This is a genomic window from Burkholderia sp. AU16482, assembly GCF_002223285.1.
In the GTDB taxonomy this organism is placed as follows: Bacteria; Pseudomonadota; Gammaproteobacteria; order Burkholderiales; family Burkholderiaceae; genus Burkholderia; species Burkholderia semiarida.
The window spans coordinates 427,982-447,138 of the sequence record NZ_NKEY01000007.1; the positions used below are offsets into that span (position 1 = coordinate 427,982).

At 66.2% G+C, this 19,157-nt stretch carries 18 protein-coding genes; 5 read left to right on the plus strand and 13 right to left on the minus strand.

Going from position 1 to position 19,157, the window contains the following annotated elements; genetic code table 11:
- The first annotated feature begins 1 nt into the window (after position 1).
- Positions 2-388, plus strand: coding sequence for a 4-carboxymuconolactone decarboxylase (pcaC, locus tag CFB35_RS28900; protein WP_059581279.1), 387 nt, complete (start codon positions 2-4; stop codon positions 386-388).
- A 222-nt stretch (positions 389-610) separates the two neighbouring features.
- On the plus strand, positions 611-1,969 hold the full coding sequence (locus CFB35_RS28905; protein ID WP_059581277.1) for an MFS transporter: 1,359 nt from the start codon (positions 611-613) through the stop codon (positions 1,967-1,969).
- Positions 1,970-2,099: 130 nt separating this feature from the next.
- On the opposite strand, the gene CFB35_RS28910 is transcribed toward CFB35_RS28905, so the two are convergent.
- The 7 genes from CFB35_RS28910 to CFB35_RS28935 form a co-directional block, all read right to left on the minus strand.
- Positions 2,100-2,348, minus strand: coding sequence for a hypothetical protein (locus CFB35_RS28910; protein WP_059581274.1), 249 nt, complete (start codon positions 2,346-2,348; stop codon positions 2,100-2,102).
- 108 nt (positions 2,349-2,456) lie between these two features.
- Positions 2,457-3,074 carry a LysE family translocator gene (locus tag CFB35_RS28915; protein WP_059581272.1) on the minus strand — a complete coding sequence of 206 codons (618 nt, stop codon included), beginning with the start codon at positions 3,072-3,074 and terminating at the stop codon, positions 2,457-2,459.
- A 128-nt stretch (positions 3,075-3,202) separates the two neighbouring features.
- The gene (locus CFB35_RS28920; protein WP_089465890.1) at positions 3,203-4,411 is read right to left on the minus strand and encodes an MFS transporter; all 1,209 of its coding nucleotides are present in this window, start codon (positions 4,409-4,411) and stop codon (positions 3,203-3,205) included.
- Between the two features lie 107 nt (positions 4,412-4,518).
- Positions 4,519-4,830: an ectoine synthase gene (locus CFB35_RS28925; RefSeq protein WP_230951176.1), complete on the minus strand. Its 312-nt coding sequence runs from the start codon at positions 4,828-4,830 to the stop codon at positions 4,519-4,521.
- Between the two features lie 401 nt (positions 4,831-5,231).
- Positions 5,232-5,966 carry a polysaccharide deacetylase family protein gene (locus CFB35_RS28930; protein ID WP_059581267.1) on the minus strand — a complete coding sequence of 245 codons (735 nt, stop codon included), beginning with the start codon at positions 5,964-5,966 and terminating at the stop codon, positions 5,232-5,234.
- 23 nt (positions 5,967-5,989) lie between these two features.
- A complete protein-coding gene (locus CFB35_RS35145) occupies positions 5,990-6,142 on the minus strand; it encodes a hypothetical protein (protein WP_155634572.1) in 153 nt (50 codons plus the stop codon).
- Entirely contained in the window at positions 6,139-7,293 is a 1,155-nt protein-coding gene (locus CFB35_RS28935; protein WP_059581264.1) for a glycosyltransferase, read from the minus strand. The genes CFB35_RS35145 and CFB35_RS28935 overlap by 4 nt, the downstream gene beginning before the upstream one ends.
- Positions 7,294-7,787: 494 nt before the next feature.
- Here CFB35_RS28935 and CFB35_RS28940 point away from each other — a divergent pair, with 494 nt between their 5' ends.
- The 3 genes from CFB35_RS28940 to CFB35_RS28950 all read left to right on the plus strand — a co-directional run bounded on the left by CFB35_RS28940 (position 7,788) and on the right by CFB35_RS28950 (position 12,662).
- Complete coding sequence (locus CFB35_RS28940; protein WP_059581262.1) at positions 7,788-9,086, plus strand: dicarboxylate/amino acid:cation symporter; 1,299 nt, start codon at positions 7,788-7,790, stop codon at positions 9,084-9,086.
- 456 nt (positions 9,087-9,542) lie between these two features.
- Positions 9,543-11,477 (plus strand): SMP-30/gluconolactonase/LRE family protein, encoded by a 1,935-nt coding sequence (locus tag CFB35_RS28945; RefSeq protein ID WP_059581258.1) that lies wholly within the window; start codon positions 9,543-9,545, stop codon positions 11,475-11,477.
- A 342-nt stretch (positions 11,478-11,819) separates the two neighbouring features.
- Positions 11,820-12,662 (plus strand): peptidylprolyl isomerase, encoded by an 843-nt coding sequence (locus CFB35_RS28950; protein WP_081066504.1) that lies wholly within the window; start codon positions 11,820-11,822, stop codon positions 12,660-12,662.
- Positions 12,663-12,693: 31 nt separating this feature from the next.
- Here CFB35_RS28950 and CFB35_RS28955 read toward each other — a convergent pair whose 3' ends face one another.
- The 6 genes from CFB35_RS28955 to CFB35_RS28980 all read right to left on the minus strand — a co-directional run bounded on the left by CFB35_RS28955 (position 12,694) and on the right by CFB35_RS28980 (position 19,155).
- On the minus strand, positions 12,694-13,131 hold the full coding sequence (locus CFB35_RS28955; protein ID WP_059581256.1) for an N-acetyltransferase: 438 nt from the start codon (positions 13,129-13,131) through the stop codon (positions 12,694-12,696).
- A 42-nt stretch (positions 13,132-13,173) separates the two neighbouring features.
- Positions 13,174-14,130 (minus strand): hypothetical protein, encoded by a 957-nt coding sequence (locus CFB35_RS28960; protein WP_059581253.1) that lies wholly within the window; start codon positions 14,128-14,130, stop codon positions 13,174-13,176.
- Positions 14,131-14,416: 286 nt separating this feature from the next.
- Entirely contained in the window at positions 14,417-15,451 is a 1,035-nt protein-coding gene (locus CFB35_RS28965; RefSeq protein ID WP_059581249.1) for a MerR family transcriptional regulator, read from the minus strand.
- An 82-nt stretch (positions 15,452-15,533) separates the two neighbouring features.
- Positions 15,534-17,000: a xylulokinase gene (gene xylB / locus CFB35_RS28970; protein WP_059581246.1), complete on the minus strand. Its 1,467-nt coding sequence runs from the start codon at positions 16,998-17,000 to the stop codon at positions 15,534-15,536.
- Positions 16,997-17,932 (minus strand): AraC family transcriptional regulator, encoded by a 936-nt coding sequence (locus tag CFB35_RS28975; RefSeq protein WP_059581245.1) that lies wholly within the window; start codon positions 17,930-17,932, stop codon positions 16,997-16,999. Before CFB35_RS28975 ends, xylB begins: the two co-directional genes overlap by 4 nt.
- Before the next feature lie 29 nt (positions 17,933-17,961).
- Positions 17,962-19,155, minus strand: coding sequence for an ABC transporter ATP-binding protein (locus CFB35_RS28980; RefSeq protein WP_059581242.1), 1,194 nt, complete (start codon positions 19,153-19,155; stop codon positions 17,962-17,964).
- Between the last annotated feature and the right edge of the window lie 2 nt (positions 19,156-19,157).

A 19,157-nucleotide genomic window follows, 5' to 3' on the forward strand; every position in this document is an offset into this window, starting at 1 on the left:
GATGGACGACCAGCAACGTTATGAAGCAGGGATGAAGGTGCGCCGCGCGGTGCTCGGCGATGCGCACGTCGACCGCTCGCTCGAGAACCGCACGGAGGTGACGGAGGAATTCCAGAACCTGATCACGCGCTATGCGTGGGGCGAGATCTGGACCCGCGACGGGCTGCCGCGCCATACGCGCAGCCTGCTGACCATCGCGATGATGGTCGCGCTGAACCGCGGCGAGGAACTGGCGCTGCACCTGCGCGCCGCGCGCAACAACGGCGTGACGCGCGACGAGATCAAGGAAGTGCTGCTGCAGACCGCGATCTATTGCGGCGTGCCGGCCGCGAATTCCGCGTTCCATCTCGCGGACAAGATCTTTAAAGAGCAGGATGGGGCCGCCTAGGCGGGGCCGCGCAAGACGGCCGGCCGAGTGCCGGCGGCGATCCGATCGCACGGCCGCTGATGCTGGCGAGCCGTGACGATCAACGAGCGCACCGGCAGCGAATCGGCGCGTGAACGAAGGAAAGGCGCGGCCACGAGGCCGCGCTTGTTGCATATATATCAATGTTGGATGCGACCGGTTCGAGCGCTGACGCGCCCACACCGGCCGACAAGGAGACAAGCGATGAACCGCACACCCGTGGTCGATGTCCAGACCTTCATCAACGAGCAGCCGTTCGGCGGCTTTCAATGGCTCGTGTTCCTCATGTGTTTCGTGATCGTGCTGCTCGACGGCTTCGATACGGCCGCGATCGGCTTCATCGCACCGTCGCTGCTCGGCGAATGGAACCTCACCAAACCCGATCTCGCGCCCGTGTTGAGCGCCGCGCTGTTCGGCCTGGCGTGCGGCGCGCTCGTGTCGGGCCCGCTGTCCGACCGGCTCGGCCGCCGCTCGCTGCTGCTCGGCTCGGTGTTCCTGTTCGGCGTCGCATGCCTGATGTCCGCGTTCTCGAACACGATCGGACACCTGACCATCCTGCGCTTCATCACCGGCGTCGGGCTCGGCGCCGCGATGCCGAACGCGGTCACGATGATGGGCGAATTCTGCCCGGACAAGCGCCGCGCGACCGTGATCAACCTGATGTTCTGCGGCTTTCCGCTCGGCGCCGCGTTCGGCGGTTTCCTCGCCGCGTGGATGATTCCGCATTTCGGCTGGCGCAGCGTGCTGGTGCTCGGCGGCGTGACGCCGCTGCTGCTCGGCGTGCTGTTGCTGCTGAAGATGCCGGAATCGGTACGCTTCATGGTCGCGAGCGGCCAGGGCATCGACAAGATCCGCGCCACGCTCGCTCGCATCTCGCGCGACGCGCTGAACGCCGGCTCGTTCGCGCTGACCGAAGCCGCGCCGCAGACCGGCGGCAAGGGCCTCGGCGTCGTGTTGTCGCGCTCGTACATCGTCGGCTCGGTGATGCTGTGGCTCGCGTACTTCATGGGCCTCGTGATCTTCTACGCGTCGATCAACTGGATGCCGATCCTGCTGAAGGATGCCGGCCTGACGCCGAAGAGCGCGACGCTGATCTCGGCGCTGTTCCCGCTCGGCGGCGTGGGTGCCGTGCTGTGCGGCGTGCTGATGGACCGCTTCAACGCAAACCGCGTGATCGCCGTGTGCTACGCGCTGACGGCGGTGAGCGTGTATGCGATCGGGCAGGCGGCCGGCAACGTGGGGCTGCTGGTGCTGGTGGTGTTCGTGGCCGGCGTGCTGATGAACACCGCGCAATCGTCGATGCCGGCGCTGGCCGCCGCGTTCTATCCGACCGAAGGGCGCGGCACGGGCGTCGCGTGGATGCTCGGCGTCGGCCGCTTTGGCGGGATCGCGGGGTCGTTCCTCGTCGCCGAGCTGACGCGTCGGCATTTCTCGTTCGCGGGCGTGTTCGCGACGATCGCCGTCGCGGGCGTGCTCGCGTGTGTCGCGCTGCTGATCAAGCAGTTGGCGCGGCCGCATGGCGTGGCGCAGCCGGCAGGGAAGATCGAGTCGCTCGGGCATTGAGCGACCGGGGGCCGGTATGTTGTGCCGGCCCAGTGATGATGGATTCGGGGCAGTTGCAAGCAGATCGACCGACGCACGACAGCAGACCAGGCCGCCTTCGCGGCCCGTCGACATTCCGGCGGTCGCACCGTTACTCTTCCGCGTCGTGTTCCTTGACGAAGTTGCGCAGATACGCGCGCAACGCGGCTTCCCGGCGGCGATGATCGTCGTGGTTCGCGGCGCCCATTTCCTCCTCGTCGCCGAACAGCGTCGGCGGCGCACAGTAAGTGCCGACTTCGATGTTCTCGCGCAGCACGCGGATATCGTGCGTGAGCGGATGATATTCGGCGATCCAGTGCATGCCTTCGATGTGCTCGCCCGCTCTCAGCATTGGCTTCATCGGCAATCTCCATACAGAGCAGCGGCGCAACCGCCGAAGCGGTTGCACGCGCCCGTATCGAAAGGGTACGCCTGCCTCACGTGAAGCTCAACGGGCGCTTGTGAGCGCTTACTGCGGCAACAGATGGGCGACGAGCGGATACAGCGACAGGATCAGCAGAACGGCCATCGTCACGTTGAAGACGCGCAGCGCGCGGGGATTCGACAGGAAGCGGCGCAGGCCCTGGCCGAACGCGGCCCACAGGCAGATGCACGGGAAGCCGATCAGGATGAACACGACGGACATCCATGCGGCGTTCATTCCGTAGTCGGCGGACAGGCGGACCGTCGTCGCGGCGGTCAGCACCATCATCCACGCCTTCGGGTTGACCCACTGGAACGCGGCGGCTTCGATGAACGTCATCGGCCGCGGCTTGGCGCCGTGAGCCTTCACTTCGCCGGAGGTGCCGATGCGCCATGCGAGGTACAGCAGATAGGCGACGCTCGCGGCTTCGAGGACGGTGTACAGGACCGGCACGCGACGGAACGCTTCGCCGAGACCGAAGCCGACGCAGAGCATCAGGATCGCGACGCCGATGCTGATGCCGAACAGGTGCGGCATCGTGCGGCGGAACCCGAAGTTGACGCCGGACGCGAGCAGCATCGTGTTATTGGGGCCGGGCGTGATCGACGTGACGAGCGCGAACAGCATACCGGCTGGCAGCGCGCTGAGGGTGAGGAATTCCATCGCGGATTCTCCGTTCGGGTTCGAGGCTGGGATGGAGTCAGTGTAGCGACGGTTTTCTGTACAGTACCGGTACAGTTGAATTGACGAATGCCGGTACGGGGAGGGGGTGAAGTTTGGTAGGCGCCCGTTTATTTGTGTGGGCTCCCAGAAAAGATGTGGTCTTTTCGAACGCGGGGCGCGAGCGAGACCAGCAACCCGAGGCAACCCATGCACACGGATAGCACCATGATCACCGTGTCTGGTCCGAAACGCGTCGAGAACACGCCTACCGCGACGCCCGCGAGCGGCTGTGTCATGTTGTTGAGGAGGATGACGACGCCCGTCGTCTTGCCGTAGTCACGCGCGGGGATGATCTTCTGCCGCGTGCTCCGGATGTACACGTTGAACATCTTGTCGAACCCGACGATCAGCAGGAAGCCGAAAACGTACCCCGCAATTCCGGTGCTGGCTGCCGCGATCACGCCGCCGACGCAGATCGAACCGAAGCCGACGAGGCCGAGGATGCGCCGCGGGACATGCAACCTCGCCGTCATCAACAGAATCGCGATCGTCACGCATGCGCCTGCCGTTTGCAGTCCTGCATAATAGCGTCCGCTTTCGTGATGAAAGCCGGTGACCATCGCAGCGGATGTCGCGAGCGTGACGCCGATCACGAGGTTCTCCGCGGCAGCCAGCATGATGACGGACTTGAGGCCCGGCAGATGGACGACGTGAGACAAGGCCGTCTTGATCGGCTTGAACCAGGTGCCGTGCGAACCTTCCGGCATCGCGAATTCGAACGCGCTGGCCTTTTGCCAATAGGCGAGCGCGACGTCGGCTGTGACGAACAGCACGGCCGCGGCCGCCACGACGAATTCCCAGCGCCACCAGGACAGCAGAATCGCCGCGAGCATGGGGCCAAGCACCAGGCCAAGCTGATCGGCCAATTGCGAATACGACAGCACTTTTTCGAAGCGATGGCTGCTGAATATCTGCGGCAGCATCACCTCGCGCGCAACGATGCCCTGACTCGTCAGCATGCCGCACAACGCGGACAGCGCGATCAGCCATCCGATGCCGCCGACGAGGTCGTAGGCGGCGACGCCCGCGACGCATACCGCCGCGCGGAGAACCTGACTGACGCGCATCAGCTTCGTGGGCGAATACCGGTCGCAAAGCGCGCCGAGAAACGGGAAGCACAGGTATCTCGGTAGTGTTTCGAGCGAAAACGCGATGCCCGACCAGGACACGCGTCCTGTCATCTGGAAGATGACCAGCGGCACGAGAAACAACAGAATCTGGTCGGCGAGGCGGGCAAGGAAAAGCGAATGAAAAAAGGCTTGATGCTGGGCACGCACGAACGGTCACCTTTCTTTTGCGCGGAGCACGCGATGCATGCGCGCTCCCGCGGACGTTGCCGGGAGGGCTGCTACCCCGGGGCCTCCCGGAATGAGCGTATCGGGCCTCAGTAATTGGATGCTTCTGCAGATTCCGGGTTATGCCGTTCGTGTCCCTTGAGCGGGGGATTGAAGACACTGACAAGCACCAGATCCCCGTCATTGCCGCCGCGCAGATAATGCTGGTCGTGTTGATCGAGCACGTAGACGATGCCCGGGCGGATCGGAAAGACGTTGCCGTTCATGTCCTCGACCTCACCTTCGCCCGCAATGCAATAACAGGCTTCGAGATGGTTGCGGCATTGCAGCAGCGATTCCGTCCCCGCACGCACCACCGTATGGCACACGCCGTAGCCCATGCCGTCCTTTTCCGTCAACAAGCGACGACTTGTGCCGGACCCCATTCGACAAGCAGTCCGTCTTTCTCGACATCTCTCAGGTTTCTGACAAAGGGCATTCCTTTCCTTTGTGTAAGAAATTACTGTCCTGCTCTCAGCGGAAGCGAACCCACGAAGAAGCAAGCCAGTATCCGTAACTGGATGGCCCGCTAGATCATGTAGTTTTTCGACATTAACCGCGGACGGCCAGGCTGGTCAAGGACGGAATATGGGGGAATTTCGGGTGCTTATCCAAATCTGACTTGAGCGTGTTGATGGCGGAACTGAATATGTGGGTTGTAGTTTATCTACATTTTCTGTGGGTTGCCTGGCTTGTGGTCGGCAGGACGATTCGCGCTGGCCGACTCTGGTTCCTGCTCACCGCGTCGATCTGACGGCGAGGGTTACCCGCCCGCCGCAACCCGCCCCTTCACACACTTGAACCACAGCCTCGCAGCCCCGACCCCACCCGCGACCGGAATCCGCGGCAACAGAAACGGATCGTCGGTCGCACCGGCGCATCCGCGCCGGGTCGTCGTCGCATTGCCGTAACCGGCGGCGATGACCTGGTCCCGCACGCGTGCGTCGAGATCGCCGTACGGATAGCAGAACGATTCGACGCATTGGCCGCTCAGCATTTCGAGCTGCCGCTTCGACTCGGTCAACTGAAACGCCGATACATGTGACGGCGCGTATGAGAGGGCCACATGATCGAGCGTATGCGAGCCGATTTCATGGCCGTGATCGCGCCACGTGAGCATGTCTGCGCACGTCATCAGCGGCGAGCGCGCAGTCGGCGCACCGGCATCCCAGTCGTTCGCGCCGCCGAACCGGCCGGCGACGAAATAGCAGGTCGCGGTGAACCCGAGCGCGTCGAGCACGGGCATCGCATGCGTCAGCACGTTGAGAAAGCCGTCGTCGAACGAGATGCCGAAGACCTTGCCATGCCGTTCGCCGCGCAGGTACGGCTGCAGTTCGCGCACGCTCAACCCGCGGTAGCCGAGCCGACTGAACAAGGTCATCTGGCGGCGGAACGCGTCGGGCGCGACGCTCAGGCTGCGCAGTCGGTCGGTCGGCGGCGGGAGCGGGCGGATCTGGTGATACATCAGGATCGGATAGCGTGGGGTGCGCGCAAGCATCGGTGGATCGCAGGAAAGTGGGGTTATGCGGCCTTGCGGAAAATCCGCAGGGTCTTGAAGTCGCCGATCTCGGCGAAATCGGCATGCGCGGCCCACTTCGCGATGATCGGCTCGGCTTTCCGGTAGGCCGACGATTCCTTGTGGCGCCGGTCCCGGTACTTCTTCCAGATATTCATTGCCATTTCGCGGATCTCAACGAGGTCACCCAGCGGGAGGAGTTGTGTCGAACCGATTGCTGATAAACGGACAAGGTCGCGTCGACGAACGCGTCGAACGAGAACTCTCGCTTGCCTTTCAGCCGCGCGCTGCGTCCCATCGCGCGGACGCGGCCCGGATCCTCCGCGATCGCGCGCAGGATCGCTTCGATCGCCGCGGGCTCGCGTGGCGGGACGACCCAGCCGTCCACGCCCGGCTCGACGTTCTCGGGCAGCCCGCCCACACGCGTCACGATCGCGGGGCAGCCGAGCGACATCGCTTCGCGGCACGCATACGACAGGCTCTCGTGATACGACAGCACGAACGACACGTCGATGATCGAGAACGGCGCCCGCACATCGTCGAGTCGCCCGGTGAATGCGGTACGCGACGCCATGCCGTGCCGCGCGAGCTGCTCGCGCTGTTCGCCGGATGGCTCCGCGCCGACCAGCAGCACGCGAAACCGCTCCCGTTCAGTTTCGGGCAGGCGGCCGAGTGCGGCGATCAGGTCCATCCAGCCTTTTTCTGGCGCGGTGCCGGCGCTGCTGCCCAGCACGATCGCATCCGCGCCGGCCGCGCCGAACAGCGCGATCTTGCGGCGGCGGATCTCGTCGGCCGCCAGTCGTTCGGCAGCCGGCCGACGCACGCCGTGCTTGACCACCGTGACGTTGCCGTACGGCGAGCGCAGCGCGAGCATGCTCGCGACGTAGTCGCTGACCGCGATCGTGTGGTCGGTGGCCAGCCGGGCGCGCAGGAGGTTGCCGAAGCTGTCGGCGCGATAGGTGTTGTGCTTGGTCAGCACGACCGCGGGCCGATACCGGCAACCGAGCAGCGCGAGCATGACCTGCCGGTGATCGGCGGACCCGTTCACATGGATCACATCGAAGCGTTCGGCGGCGATCCGCTGGCGCAGCCGGAGAATCTCGCGGCACAGCCGGTTCCAGCGCGGCTTGAATTCCATGTCGAAGATGGCCACGTCGGGAGTGCCCTTCAGCAGTCGCGACAAGCGGCTGCCTTCCGGCGACGCGACGGTTACGCGGTGATGACGGCTCATCGCGACGGCGAGATCGCGGACGTAGGTGTCCTGTCCGCCGCCATAGTCGCCGTGGAAGTTGGTGTAAAGAATGTTCATCACGATGCCGCTTTTTCCCGATCCTTCATTTCAAGGAATACTGACGAAATGAATAACTCGGCCTGATGGAAGCCATGGCGCGAACGCGGTGCCGCATTTCCGGCTCGGAATTGCGCGTTGACGTCGATGCACGATGTCGACGCGAATCATTTCCAAATATTACAGACCGTTTACGTACCGTAGTGTCGAGGTCTGCGCAGGTTTGTGAGAATGTGTCGCGATCGCTTGATCGTGTCGCTGCCTGCGTGACGATTTCCGGCGGGCCGGGCGTGGCAGGCGTCCCTTTCCCGGCGGGTTCAGGACGCGGATCAACCCGTGCTGCTTTCAGATTTGAAAGCCGGCGAGCCATTTGCGTTAGAATGCCCCCCCTGTCCGCCATGGCGAGCGCCGATGGCGGGGAGGTCGCACCCAGAGAGACGTGGGTTTCGATTCGCAGCCGGACGCGGAAGCTGTGCCAGCCGTTAGCAACATACGCTTTGTGATTTGGACTACTAATGAAGAAGAAGCACAACATCACCAGGTACATCGTCGTCGCGATGATGCTGGGTATCGCCGTGGGTTACGCCTGCCATAGCGCGTTTCCCGACCCGAAGATGGCGAAGGAGGTCGCCGGGTACGTGTCGTTGCTGTCCGACGTGTTCCTGCGCCTGATCAAGATGATCATCGCGCCGCTGGTGTTCGCGACGCTGACCGTCGGCATCGCGCAGATGGGCGACGGCAGCGCGGTGGGCCGCGTGGGCGTCAAGGCGTTCGGCTGGTTCTTCATCGCGTCGTTCACGTCGCTGCTGCTCGGCCTGCTGACCGCGACGATCCTGCAACCGGGCAGCCACCTGAGCCTGCCGCTTCCGGCATCCGATGCGGCACTCAACCTGAAGACGGGCGCGTTCACGCTGAAGGATTTCGTCGTGCACCTGGTGCCGAAGTCGATCGCCGAGGCGATGTCGAACAACGAAATCCTGCAGATCGTCGTGTTCTCGATCTTCTTCGGCTCCGCGCTGTCCGCGCTCGGCGAAGCGGGCAAGCGCCTGACCGCCGTGATCGACGATCTCGCGCAGGTGATGCTGAAGGTGACGGGCACGGTGATGTGGTTCGCGCCCGTTGCGGTGTTCGCGGCGCTCGCGTCGACGATCACGACCGAAGGGCTCGGCATCCTGCTCACGTTCGCGAAGTTCATGGCGAGCTTCTATCTGGCGCTCGCGCTGCTGTGGGCCGTGCTGACGCTTGCCGGCGTGACGTTCCTCGGCAAGCGCGCGTTCACGCTGCTCCGGCTGATCCGCGAGCCGTTCCTGCTGTCGTTCGCGACGGCCAGCTCCGAGGCCGCGTATCCGAAGCTGCTGGACGCGCTCGACCGCTTCGGCGTGAACCGCAAGATCTCGAGCTTCGTGCTGCCGATCGGCTATTCGTTCAACCTCGACGGCTCGATGATGTACTGCACGTTCGCGGTGCTGTTCATCGCGCAGGTGTACGGCATCCATCTGCCGCTCGGCACGCAGATCACGATGCTGCTGATGCTGATGGTGACGTCGAAGGGGATGGCCGGCGTGCCGCGCGCGTCGCTCGTCGTGATCGCGGCGACGCTCAATCAGTTCAACCTGCCCGAAGCCGGCTTGCTGCTGATCATGGGCGTGGACATGTTCCTCGACATGGGGCGCTCGGCCACCAACGCCGTCGGCAACTCGATCGCGGCGGCCGTAGTCGCGAAGTGGGAAGGGCAGCTCGACGCGCCGCGCGATGGCGACGATCCGGACGGCGCGCGCGTCGCCGAGGTGAAGGTGAGGGAAACGTCGGCTTGACGCACGGCAATGCGGTGGCGCAAACGCTGCATTGCCTGACCCGCAGCAAATGATATTCGCCGGCCTGGATTCGACACGGATTCAGGCCGGCGTTTTCGTTTGGGGACAGTGGATTTTACCCGATACTGCCGAAATGGCATTCGCCGTTTCAATCTATCGTCGTTGAATCCCCGGCGATATTCCCGGCGGCGAATGCCTGATTTTCTCCATTTCCGATCCGGCGCGTAAGTGACCATTTACTGACGCGAAGCCGCGCTCGCCGCAAGCGCGGGCGATTCGCAATTTTTTTCGATTTATATAACGCTATTCTCGCCCTGCGCATTATCGAACGTATGCCGTACGTCATACCGACTGCGCCGGATGATTCAGGGAAGAATTTACATCTCGCGGACTTCAAGCCATCTGGCCGGCCGATCCTTCATGTGAATGTTTGTCTCATTCAGGAGAGCCTCCGTCATGGTCGCCAGACAACGAATCCGGGCCGCGCTTGTTGCCGCGGCGATCGCCGCATGTGCATCCGCCGCGCATGCAGCCAACACGACCGACTGGATCGCGAACACGTACGGCACGCTCGCGGCGCACGTCGGCAACGTGGCGCGCGCGATGTGGGTCGCACCTGAAGGCGTGATCTACACGGCGTCGATGTGGGACGAGGACGAAGGCGGCGTCGCGATCTACCAGAACGGCAAGAGCATCGGCTCGATCGGCGCGCATTCGGAATTCCAGGGCAGCGCGATCACGGGCAACGCGACATCGCTGTTCGTCGCGCTGCAGCCCGGCAAGACCTACGGCAGCGGCGCGGTGGGGCGCTACAACCGCGCGACGAAGTATCGCGACCGCGTGATCCAGATCAGCGCGGCAACCAACCAGCCGCGCATCGACGTCGTCACCGGGCTCGCGACGGCCGGCTCGCTGTTGTATGCGAGCGATTTCTACGGCAATCGCGTGCGCGTGTTCACGACCGATGGCGTGTGGCAGCGCGACATCGGCGTGTCGGCGCCGGGCGCGCTCGCGGTGGACGGCGCGGGCAACGTGTGGGTCGCGCAGAAGCGTGCCGGCTCGATCGTCGGCTTCAGCCCGGCCGGCGCGCTGCTGAACACGATCCGCATGCCGGCCGGCTCGCAGCCGTCGGCGCTGTATGTCGACGCGGCGGCCGGGCAACTGCTGGTGGGCGACGAAGGCCCGGACCAGAACATCAAGCGTTATTCGATCTCGGGCCGGCCGGCGCTCGTCGGCACGTTCGGCGTGCGCGGCGGCTATCTCGACACGGCGACGGGCATCAAGGGGCAGGTCGGCCCGCAACGCTTCACGCGTATCGTCGGGATCGGCAAGGATACCGGCGGCAATCTCTATGTGCTCAACAATCCGTGGGGCGGCAGCTGGGATCTCGGCCGCAACGGCGCGACCGACATTCACGCGTACAGCAGCACCGGCAGCCTGCGCTGGACACTGCAGTCGCTGAACTTCGAAGGCATCGCCGCGCCGGACCCGGTCACGGACGGCGCGCTGTTCTACGGCGGCACGCACATCTACAGCGGCAGCGCAGGCGGCAAGTTCGTCGCGAACACCGTCGACCCGTTCACGTATCCGTCGGACCCGCGCATCAACATGAGCGATACGCAGCGCGACGAACACTTCGGGCTGCTCACGTCGGTCGGCGCGAACCGGATTCTCGTCGCGGCCGGCCAGAACCCGCCGGTCTTCTACTTCTATCATTTCAACGCGGCGAACGGTTACGTCGCGATTCCGGACGGCTCGCTTCCCGGCCCTGCGTTCAACACGACGCAGCGCGTGACGGGCGGCTTCAGCCTCGACAGCCAGGGCGGCGTATGGGCCGGCCTCGACAAGACCGGCGCGATCACGCATTACCCGCTGACCGGCTTCGACGCGAACGGCAAGCCGTCGTGGGGGCCCGGCGTCGCGACCCGCATTCCGGCCAGCATCCAGCCGCTCACGCGCATCGTCTATCTTGCGGACAGCGACACGATGGTGCTCGCGCAGGGCGCGCTCGGCAGCAACGACTGGACGTCGATCGGCACGCGCATCGAGGTGTATCACGGCTGGCGCGCGGGCAACACGACGAAGCCCGACCCGGTGATCACGCTGCCGCACAGCGGCGCGAAATCGATCGACGCGGCGGGCAACCATCTGTTCGTCGGCTACTGGTTCAGCAGCAGCGGGCCGCTGTGGCCGAACGTCGACGCATTCAACCTGACCACGGGAAGCCTCGACACGACGCTGGTCAACACGAGCCCCGCGACCGTCGATACCAGCAGCGCGATCGATGCGATGTACAGCATCCGTGCGTATCGCCGGTCGAACGGCGAGTACGTGGTGATGAAGAACAACGTGAAGGGGAACAGCATCACCGTGTACCGGTGGACGCCCTGACATCGATCACGCATGCGCGGCCGCTGTCCGCCGGCCGTGCCCGCGCGGCAACGACGGAATTCACCGCGTGTCGCCGGACGTCCATCGTGCTTCCACGCAATTTCCGCATCGCGCGTGCGTAATGAGCGGCGTGCGCAACGCGCGCCTCACCGCCCGCCGGGCGGCTGTTCCCGACCACACGGCGCGGAAAGCCCGATCCGGGCACAATAGCGGCGGCACCGGCGGGAGTGCGCGTGCACACGACGATGAACCGAATCGACCGACCGGTTGCGCCGGCACATTGCCGCGCCGGTGAACTTGCGCGGCAGCCCGATGCCGCGATTTTTGAGCCGAAGTGACGACATGACGAAAATGAAAACGACACCGAACCGCCTGTTGCTGATCGCTGCGCTAGCCGGCGCGCTGACGGGCCCCGTCCACGCGGAAACGGCGGCGGGCGCGGCGACCGTCGCGACCGTCAACGGCACGCCGATCACGCAGGCCGACGTCGATACGCTGCTGCGCGCGTCCGGGCAGGCCGATTCGCCGCAGATCCGCGAGGCGATCAAGAATCAGCTGATCACGCGCGTGCTGGTGCAGCAGGCGGCCGAGAAGGCCAACTACGCGGACAAGCCCGAGGTCAAGGCGGCGATGCAGCAGGCGAAGGTGACGGCCGAGGTGCAGCTGTACCTGCGCGACAACGTGAAGCCGGAGCCCGTGACGGACGAGCAGGTCAAGGCGCGCTACGACGAGCTCGTCGCCGCGCTCGGCAAGAACGAATACAAGCCGCGCGTGATCGTCGTCAAGGATCCGGTCGCGGCGGCCACCGTGCTGAGCGAGTTGAAAGCGGGCAAGTCGTTCGACGGGCTCGCGCGCCAGTACAGCGTCGCGCCGAGCCGCGATACCGGCGGCGAGCTGCCGTGGGTGAGCTTCAACACGCCGGCGGCGGCGGGCAAGACGGCCGGGTTGCCGCTGCCGGTCGCGCAGGCGCTCGAGAAACTGCCCGTCGGCGCGGTGACGAAGGATTCGATTCCCGTCGATGGCGTGCGGGCGATCGTGAAGCTGGATGCGAAGCGGCCGACGCAGGTGCCGGCTTTCGAAACCGCGAAGCCGACGCTTCAGCAGCAGTTGCAGGCGATCGCGGTCGAGAAGGCGAGTGCGCAGATGATCGGCAACCTGCTGAAGGGCGCGAAGATCACGCAGTAACAGAAATGTGGCGGCGTCGAAACGACACGTGTCACGCGCGGCGGATCATGTTCGCGCTCGTATCGGTTTCCGATACGACGCGAAAGCCGAGCCGTTCGTAGAGCCGCCGCGCCGGGTTGCCGTGCAGCACGCTCAGCGATACGGATACGCGCTCGCGTGCCGCGTCGGTCAGCAATGCGTTCAGTACGGCCGCGCCGATTCCACGACCCTGGCACGCGGGAAGGATCTGGATCTGATGGACGTGCCATTCGCCGGCCGCGCGCGTCACCTTCAGCAGGCCGATGGCGTCGGCGCCTTCGCAGACGATCATCGCGTCGTCGAAGTTCGCGCGGATGCGTCGGTCGTGTGCTTCGTCGTCGGTCGGCGCGCCGACGCGCTGCAGGTGCTCGGTCATCGTGAGTCGACGGAGCGTCAGCAGGAAGGGGAGGTCTTCCCGCGAGGCGGCACGCAGATGGATCGCCGGTTTCATGAGTGGTGAGAAGTTGCGTCGGGCGCGAGGCGGCGACGTGGATCAGAGGCCCGACAACGGAATCTGCAGGCCCGCCGGGCGATGTTCGAGGACATCCGTGACCTCGTATTCGGTTTTTGCGCCGTCCGAAGTTTGCCACTGCTGCATACGGACATTGCACAGGAGCACGTCGCCCTTGCTGAAACTGATCTGGCTGTTGTTCACGCGCGACAGGAAGCCGGCGTCGGTGATCGTCGCGTGAATCGTCGACGTGCCGTCGTACAGCCGCCACTTGTTGTCGTCCTTGAACGCGAGCGACACGATCGAGAACGCCATCTTGCGATGCTCGTCGAGCAGCAGCGCATCGGCTGGCTCGGGCGCGTGAAACCATGCGATCTCGTTGCGGGCGACTGTCTCGTACACCTCGGTATCGGTGCCCGCCGCGAAAATCTCGATGCCTTCGCGCGCGAGCGGCGCAAGCACTTGCGCGGTTGCACGGCGAACGCGGACGTCGCGCAGCAGTGTGAGCACGGGCAGGTCGATCTCGAGTGTGTCGCCATCGACGTGCAGCACCGCGGTGTGGTCCTTCATCCGCACGTGCGTGATCTCGCGCCCGCGCAGCCATTTGAGGACGGCGAAAAGCCCCTTTCTGGCCCTGGGTGCGGCAATGCCGAGCGCGGTCAGGATCGTGACCGCATTGGCGAGCGCCGTGCCTTCGCTGCCGCTCAGCAGATCGCGCATGCGGCCGAGCAGCGAGGTGGCGAGCGTGAAGTCGATGCCGAAGCTGCCGGTCTTGAAGCTGCCGCGCACGTTCACCCGCGGCCGAACCTGATCGCCGCACAGGGCGCGGGTCGACGCGTCGAGCAAATCGCCGAAGGCGAGCAGCGCGGGCGCGAGTTCGCGCACGTCCATCTCGGACGATTCGAGCGCGGGCCCGTCGTACGTGATGCGGAATCGGCTCATCGCGTCGAAGGGGCCGATATCGGCCGGGGCGGTGCTGTTTTCATTGCGTGCGGTCATGTGGAATGCTGGGGCAGAGGTGGACGATACCTCGGAACGAACGGTTTCGGATGCCCTTCATCGTAGGGGCGATCGTCCGGCCGCGCGCGTTTTTGGCCATCCGGACAAGACGGCTTGCTGACCCGTCCAATAGCGCCCGGCAAGCACCGGACTTTTCCGAACCTTTCCCGGTCACGATCGCAGGCTTGCGGGCACGCTTGTCGTCCAGGTCGATGCCTACCCGCTTGACGCGTGCTGCCAGATTCGCCGACGAGGCGGACCGGCAAAACTTCTGTTCAGCTCCCTATCAGGCCTGACAGCGCGCCGCTTCCGGGCGCCGCGCGACCCGCTCCCGAACTTCCGGCGCCGCCAGGCACGTGGCCACGGCTTCATACCCCGGCGCGCCCGGGTAAGGCGCCACGCGCACAGGCGGGCTGTGATTGGCCGGGCACAGCAGAATGGTTTCGTCGGGGCCGACCGCCGCGAGATCGAGGATCGCCGACGAGCGCGTCAGCAAGAACAGCGGCCGCATGCCGGCGGCCGCGCATTCGCGCAGATGCGCGATCAACGCCAGTTGCGTGGCGCGATCGAGACCCTGTTCGATCATGTCGACGATCCGCACGCGCGGGCTTGCTGCTTCGAGGCCGACGAGCAGTGCGGTCAGCGCCGCCGACGGCGTCGCGCCTCTGCCGATGAGCAACGCCGACGTGCGGTCGACACGCGACTTCAGTTCCGGATCGGCACGCAATGCATCCGATGCGGCTGCACCATCGTCGTCGAGCCGATCGAGGCCGACGAACACGGCGCCGGGCAGCGCGTCGGCCAGCCGAAGCGCGAGCCGCGTCTTGCCGCTCCCGAGCGAACCGATGATGTAGTTCAACGGCCGGATATCGCGACACTCGAACCGTTCGCCGCCCCACGGCCACGGCAGGCTGAACGCGACGCCGGCGCTGCCAGCGTCGAGCAGCCGCGTGAGTTCCCCGTCCGCCGGCATCCGTCCCCGAGCCAGGCCGGCGCGCATCGCACGCACGCGGTCGAGCTTGCTCACGAGATCCTGAATTCCGCGATCGAGCGCCGCTTCGTGAGCGCCGAGCGCTGCATCGAGGCTGCGCGCATCGCCGCCGAGCACGCGCGCCACCTGCGCGAGACCGAGGCCGAGCTTGCGCAGCGCCGCGATGTCGGCGGCGCGCGCGAGGTCGTCCGGGCCGTACGCGCGGTATCCGGCCGGCGTGCGCTCGGGCGTGACGAGGCCGTGCCGCTCGTACAGCCGCAGCGCCTTGATCGAGACGCCGAGCCGCGCGGCAGCGGCCGATGCGTTCAAACGGGGCGTGGACGAACCCATCCGTCACCTCTTTGCTGTCGATTCGTTGCGGTCAGCATAAAGGCGATCCCAAGGGCCGGGTCAAGCGCGATCGCTCTAACGCTCAGTCGGCGGCCGCGAACTCGTCCCGCAGCGCGCGATACAGCCGCCGATACCGTGCAAGCCGCCCCGCCAGCAGATCGACCGACGCGGCATCGGGCGCGACCGCTTCCGTGACGGGCGGCGCGACACAGACTTCCGCGAGGGTGTCGTTCGTCGCAGCCAGCCGCGCGAGCCGCGCGGCGCCGAGAGCCGCGCCGACCGCGCCGTCCGCGTGGCGCTGCATAGTGAGCCCGGTCGCATTCGCGCACAGTCGCGCCCAGAACGCGCTCTTCGAGCCGCCGCCGATGAACGACACCGCGTCGAGCGTCGTGCCGGCCGCGCGCAGCGCGTCGTAGCCGTCGGCCATCGCGAACGCGACGCCTTCCATCACCGCATACGCGAGGTCGTCCGCACCGTGTTCGTTCGACAGCCCGAAGAACACGCCACGCGCATGCGCATCGTTGTGCGGCGTGCGCTCGCCGCCGAGATACGGCAGGAACAGCGGCGCGCGGGCCGGATCGGCGCGTTCGGCACACGCCGCGAGCACGCCGGGCGTCGTGCCGTGCGCGCGCGCGAGCCAGTCGAGGCTCGCGGCGGCCGACAGGATCACGCTCATCTGGTGCCAGCGCCCTTCGACGCAGTGGCAGAACGCGTGCACGGCGGCGTCCGGATTCGGCGCGAAGCGGTCGTTGCCGGTGAACAGCACACCCGACGTGCCGAGCGACAGGAAGCCGCTGCCGGCGCCCGTGACGCCCATGCCGATCGCGGACGCCGCATTGTCGCCGGCACCGCCGGCGATCGTCACGGGCCCGGCGATGCCCCATTCGCGCCGCAGCGTGTCGCGCAGTTGCGCGGCGGCCGCATTGCCTTCGACGAGGCGCGGCATCTGCGCGCGCGACAGCTCGGTCGCGGCGAGCATCCGGTCGGACCAGTCGCGGCGCGCGCAGTCGAGCCATAGCGTGCCCGACGCGTCGGACATGTCGGACACGAATTCGCCGGACAGCCGCCAAATCAGGTAGTCCTTCGGCAGCAGCACCTTGTGCACCGCGCGAAACACGGCCGGCTCGTATTTGGCGAGCCACAGCAGCTTCGGCGCGGTGAAGCCGGGCATCGCCATGTTGCCGGTGATCGTGCGCGATTCCGGCACCAGCGCCTCGAGCTCGACGCATTCGGTACCGGCGCGCGTGTCGTTCCACAGGATCGCGGGGCGCAGTACCTGGTCCGCGCGGTCGATCAGCGTCGCGCCGTGCATTTGCCCGGACAGCGCGATGCCGCGCAGCGCGGCGAAGCCGGCCGGGTGCGCGGCCCGCACCGACGCGATCGCGTCGAGCATCGCGTGCCACCACGCCTGCGGGCTTTGTTCGGACCAGTGCGGATGCGGACGGCTGATCGACAGCGTGGCCGAGCCGGTCGCGAGCGGGACCGATCGGGAATCGGTGAGCAGAACCTTGACCTCGGACGTGCCGAGATCGATGCCGAGATATGTCACGTATGAAGCGTCCTGTCTGGGGCGCGCGGCGGCGCGCGTCGCGGGGGCGGCGCGTCGTCGCGGCCGTGCGGTTCGTTGAGCCGGTGCAGCGCGCGGAACTTCGACGGCGGCACCTGCTTCATCGCGAGAAACTGACGGTTGAAGTTCGACAGGTTGTTGAAGCCAACCCGGTAGCAGATGTCGGTCACCGTCAGGTCGGAAAACATCAGCAGCTCGCACGCCTCGTTGATGCGCAGCCGGTTCAGGTAGCGCACGAACGACGAGCCGGTGTGACGCCGGAAAAACCGCGTGAAGGTGCTCACGCTCATGCCGGCGAACGCGGCGACGTCGGCTTCGCGCAGCATGCCGGGCAGGTTCTGCTGCAGGTACGACAGCACCTGGTTGATGGTCGACGACATGTAGTGCTGCGCGTCGCTGCGGTAGCCGGGGCCCGCGAGCACGCGCCGCTCGCGGCACGACGACAGCCGGTCGAACAGCGACATCAGGATCTCGACGCGCCGGCAGCCGTGCGCGTTAGCGAGTTCGAGCATCAGCGGCGCGACCTCGATGCCGACGCGATCGGGAAACTGCACGCCGCGCGCCGCGTCGTCGATCAGGTCGATCACCGGCTGCAGCTCGCTGAACGCGTCGACCATCTTCTCGATCGCATCGCGCGAGAACTGCAGCACGACGTCGCGCGACGGCACGCGTTCGCCGTCGGCGAGCTCGCTGACCCAGTTGTGCGGCAGGTTCGGCCCGGTGACGATCAGGTTGCCGGGGCCGAAATCGCCGATGTGGTCGCCGACGAACACCTTGCCGCGCGACGCCTGGATCAGGTGAATCTCGTACTCGGGATGGAAGTGCCACTTCGCGACCGAATGCGGATAGTCGTGGACCCACGCGCGGAACGATTCGTCGCGGTGGGTGGGAACGATCTCGAGATCCGGGTTCATCGTGTGCTCCGTCGGGGCGTGCCGGCGTGCTACGGGCGGGACATCGACCAGCCCGTCGCGGCAGGCGGCGTGGTGCGCGTCGCGGCCGCCGGCGGCGCCGCGTGCGCGATGGGGTTCGCGTCCGGCAGCGTGACGTTGCGCTCGGTGCCGGCGTCGAACAGATGCAGGGCTTCTTCGTCGAAGCGAAACGCTACCACGGCGCCCGGCGCCGGGGCCATCGGGGCCGGCACGAGGGCCGCGCACGGCTGGCCGCGCCAGTCCAGCGTGACGAGCGCCTCCGCGCCGAGCAGCTCGACGAGCTCGACCGTGCCGGTGAGCGACAGCGTGCCCGGGGTCGGATCGCCTTCGGCGGCGAGCCGCAGGTGGTTCGGGCGAATCGCCGCCTTGACCTGCTGGCCGTCCTGCAGCCGCGCGAAGCGTGAAGACGCGAGCGGCCAGCGCGCGCCGTTGCAGTCGAGCAGCACGTTCGCGCCGACGCGCTCGATCGTGCCGTCCGCGAAGTTCATCGCGGGCGTGCCGACGAACCCCGCCGCGAATACCGTATGCGGCTGGCCGTACAGCTCGGCCGGCGTGCCGATCTGCTCGATGTGGCCGCCGCGCATCAGCACGACGCGGTCGGCGAGCGTCATCGCTTCGAGCTGATCGTGCGTGACGTACAGCGTGGTCGTCTTCAGTTGCCGGTGCAGCCGCTTGATGTCGCCGCGCAACTGCGTGCGCAGCTTCGCGTCGAGGTTCGACAGCGGCTCGTCGAACAGGAACACGGCGGGCGTCTTGATCATCGCGCGCGCGATCGCCGCGCGTTGCTGCTGGCCGCCCGACATCGCATGCGGGCGGCGCTCGAGCAATGCATCGAGGCTCAGGATGCGCGCGACGTCGCGCACGCGGCGGTCGATCTCGTCGGCGGGCACCTTCAGCCGCCGCAGGCCGAACGCGATGTTGTCGTACACCGTCATGTGCGGGTACAGCGCGTAGTTCTGGAACACCATCGCGACGTTCCGGTCGCGCGACGGCAGATCGTTGACGACCGCATCGCCGATCACGAGCTCGCCGCCGGTGATCGCCTCGAGGCCCGCGATCATCCGCAGCATCGTGGACTTGCCGCAGCCGGACGGGCCGAGCAGCACGATGAATTCGCCGTCGGCGATCTCGAGGTCGAGCGGATGCAGCACGGCGGGGCCGCCGTCGTAGTGCTTCGACAAAGCCTTGCAGGTGATCTGGGCCATGG

Coding starts and splice junctions, on each gene's coding strand:
- CFB35_RS28915 (WP_059581272.1), bottom strand. CDS start 3,074: ATGGAATTCCTCACCCTCAGCGCGCTGCCAGCCGGTATGCTGTTCGCG.
- CFB35_RS28955 (WP_059581256.1), bottom strand. CDS start 13,131: ATGAAACCGGCGATCCATCTGCGTGCCGCCTCGCGGGAAGACCTCCCC.
- CFB35_RS28905 (WP_059581277.1), top strand. CDS start 611: ATGAACCGCACACCCGTGGTCGATGTCCAGACCTTCATCAACGAGCAG.
- CFB35_RS28935 (WP_059581264.1), bottom strand. CDS start 7,293: ATGAACATTCTTTACACCAACTTCCACGGCGACTATGGCGGCGGACAG.
- CFB35_RS28930 (WP_059581267.1), bottom strand. CDS start 5,966: ATGCTTGCGCGCACCCCACGCTATCCGATCCTGATGTATCACCAGATC.
- CFB35_RS28940 (WP_059581262.1), top strand. CDS start 7,788: ATGAAGAAGAAGCACAACATCACCAGGTACATCGTCGTCGCGATGATG.
- CFB35_RS28960 (WP_059581253.1), bottom strand. CDS start 14,130: ATGACCGCACGCAATGAAAACAGCACCGCCCCGGCCGATATCGGCCCC.
- CFB35_RS28910 (WP_059581274.1), bottom strand. CDS start 2,348: ATGAAGCCAATGCTGAGAGCGGGCGAGCACATCGAAGGCATGCACTGG.
- CFB35_RS28975 (WP_059581245.1), bottom strand. CDS start 17,932: ATGAACCCGGATCTCGAGATCGTTCCCACCCACCGCGACGAATCGTTC.
- CFB35_RS28945 (WP_059581258.1), top strand. CDS start 9,543: ATGGTCGCCAGACAACGAATCCGGGCCGCGCTTGTTGCCGCGGCGATC.
- CFB35_RS35145 (WP_155634572.1), bottom strand. CDS start 6,142: ATGAATATCTGGAAGAAGTACCGGGACCGGCGCCACAAGGAATCGTCG.
- CFB35_RS28965 (WP_059581249.1), bottom strand. CDS start 15,451: ATGGGTTCGTCCACGCCCCGTTTGAACGCATCGGCCGCTGCCGCGCGG.
- CFB35_RS28980 (WP_059581242.1), bottom strand. CDS start 19,155: ATGGCCCAGATCACCTGCAAGGCTTTGTCGAAGCACTACGACGGCGGC.
- pcaC (WP_059581279.1), top strand. CDS start 2: ATGGACGACCAGCAACGTTATGAAGCAGGGATGAAGGTGCGCCGCGCG.
- CFB35_RS28950 (WP_081066504.1), top strand. CDS start 11,820: ATGACGAAAATGAAAACGACACCGAACCGCCTGTTGCTGATCGCTGCG.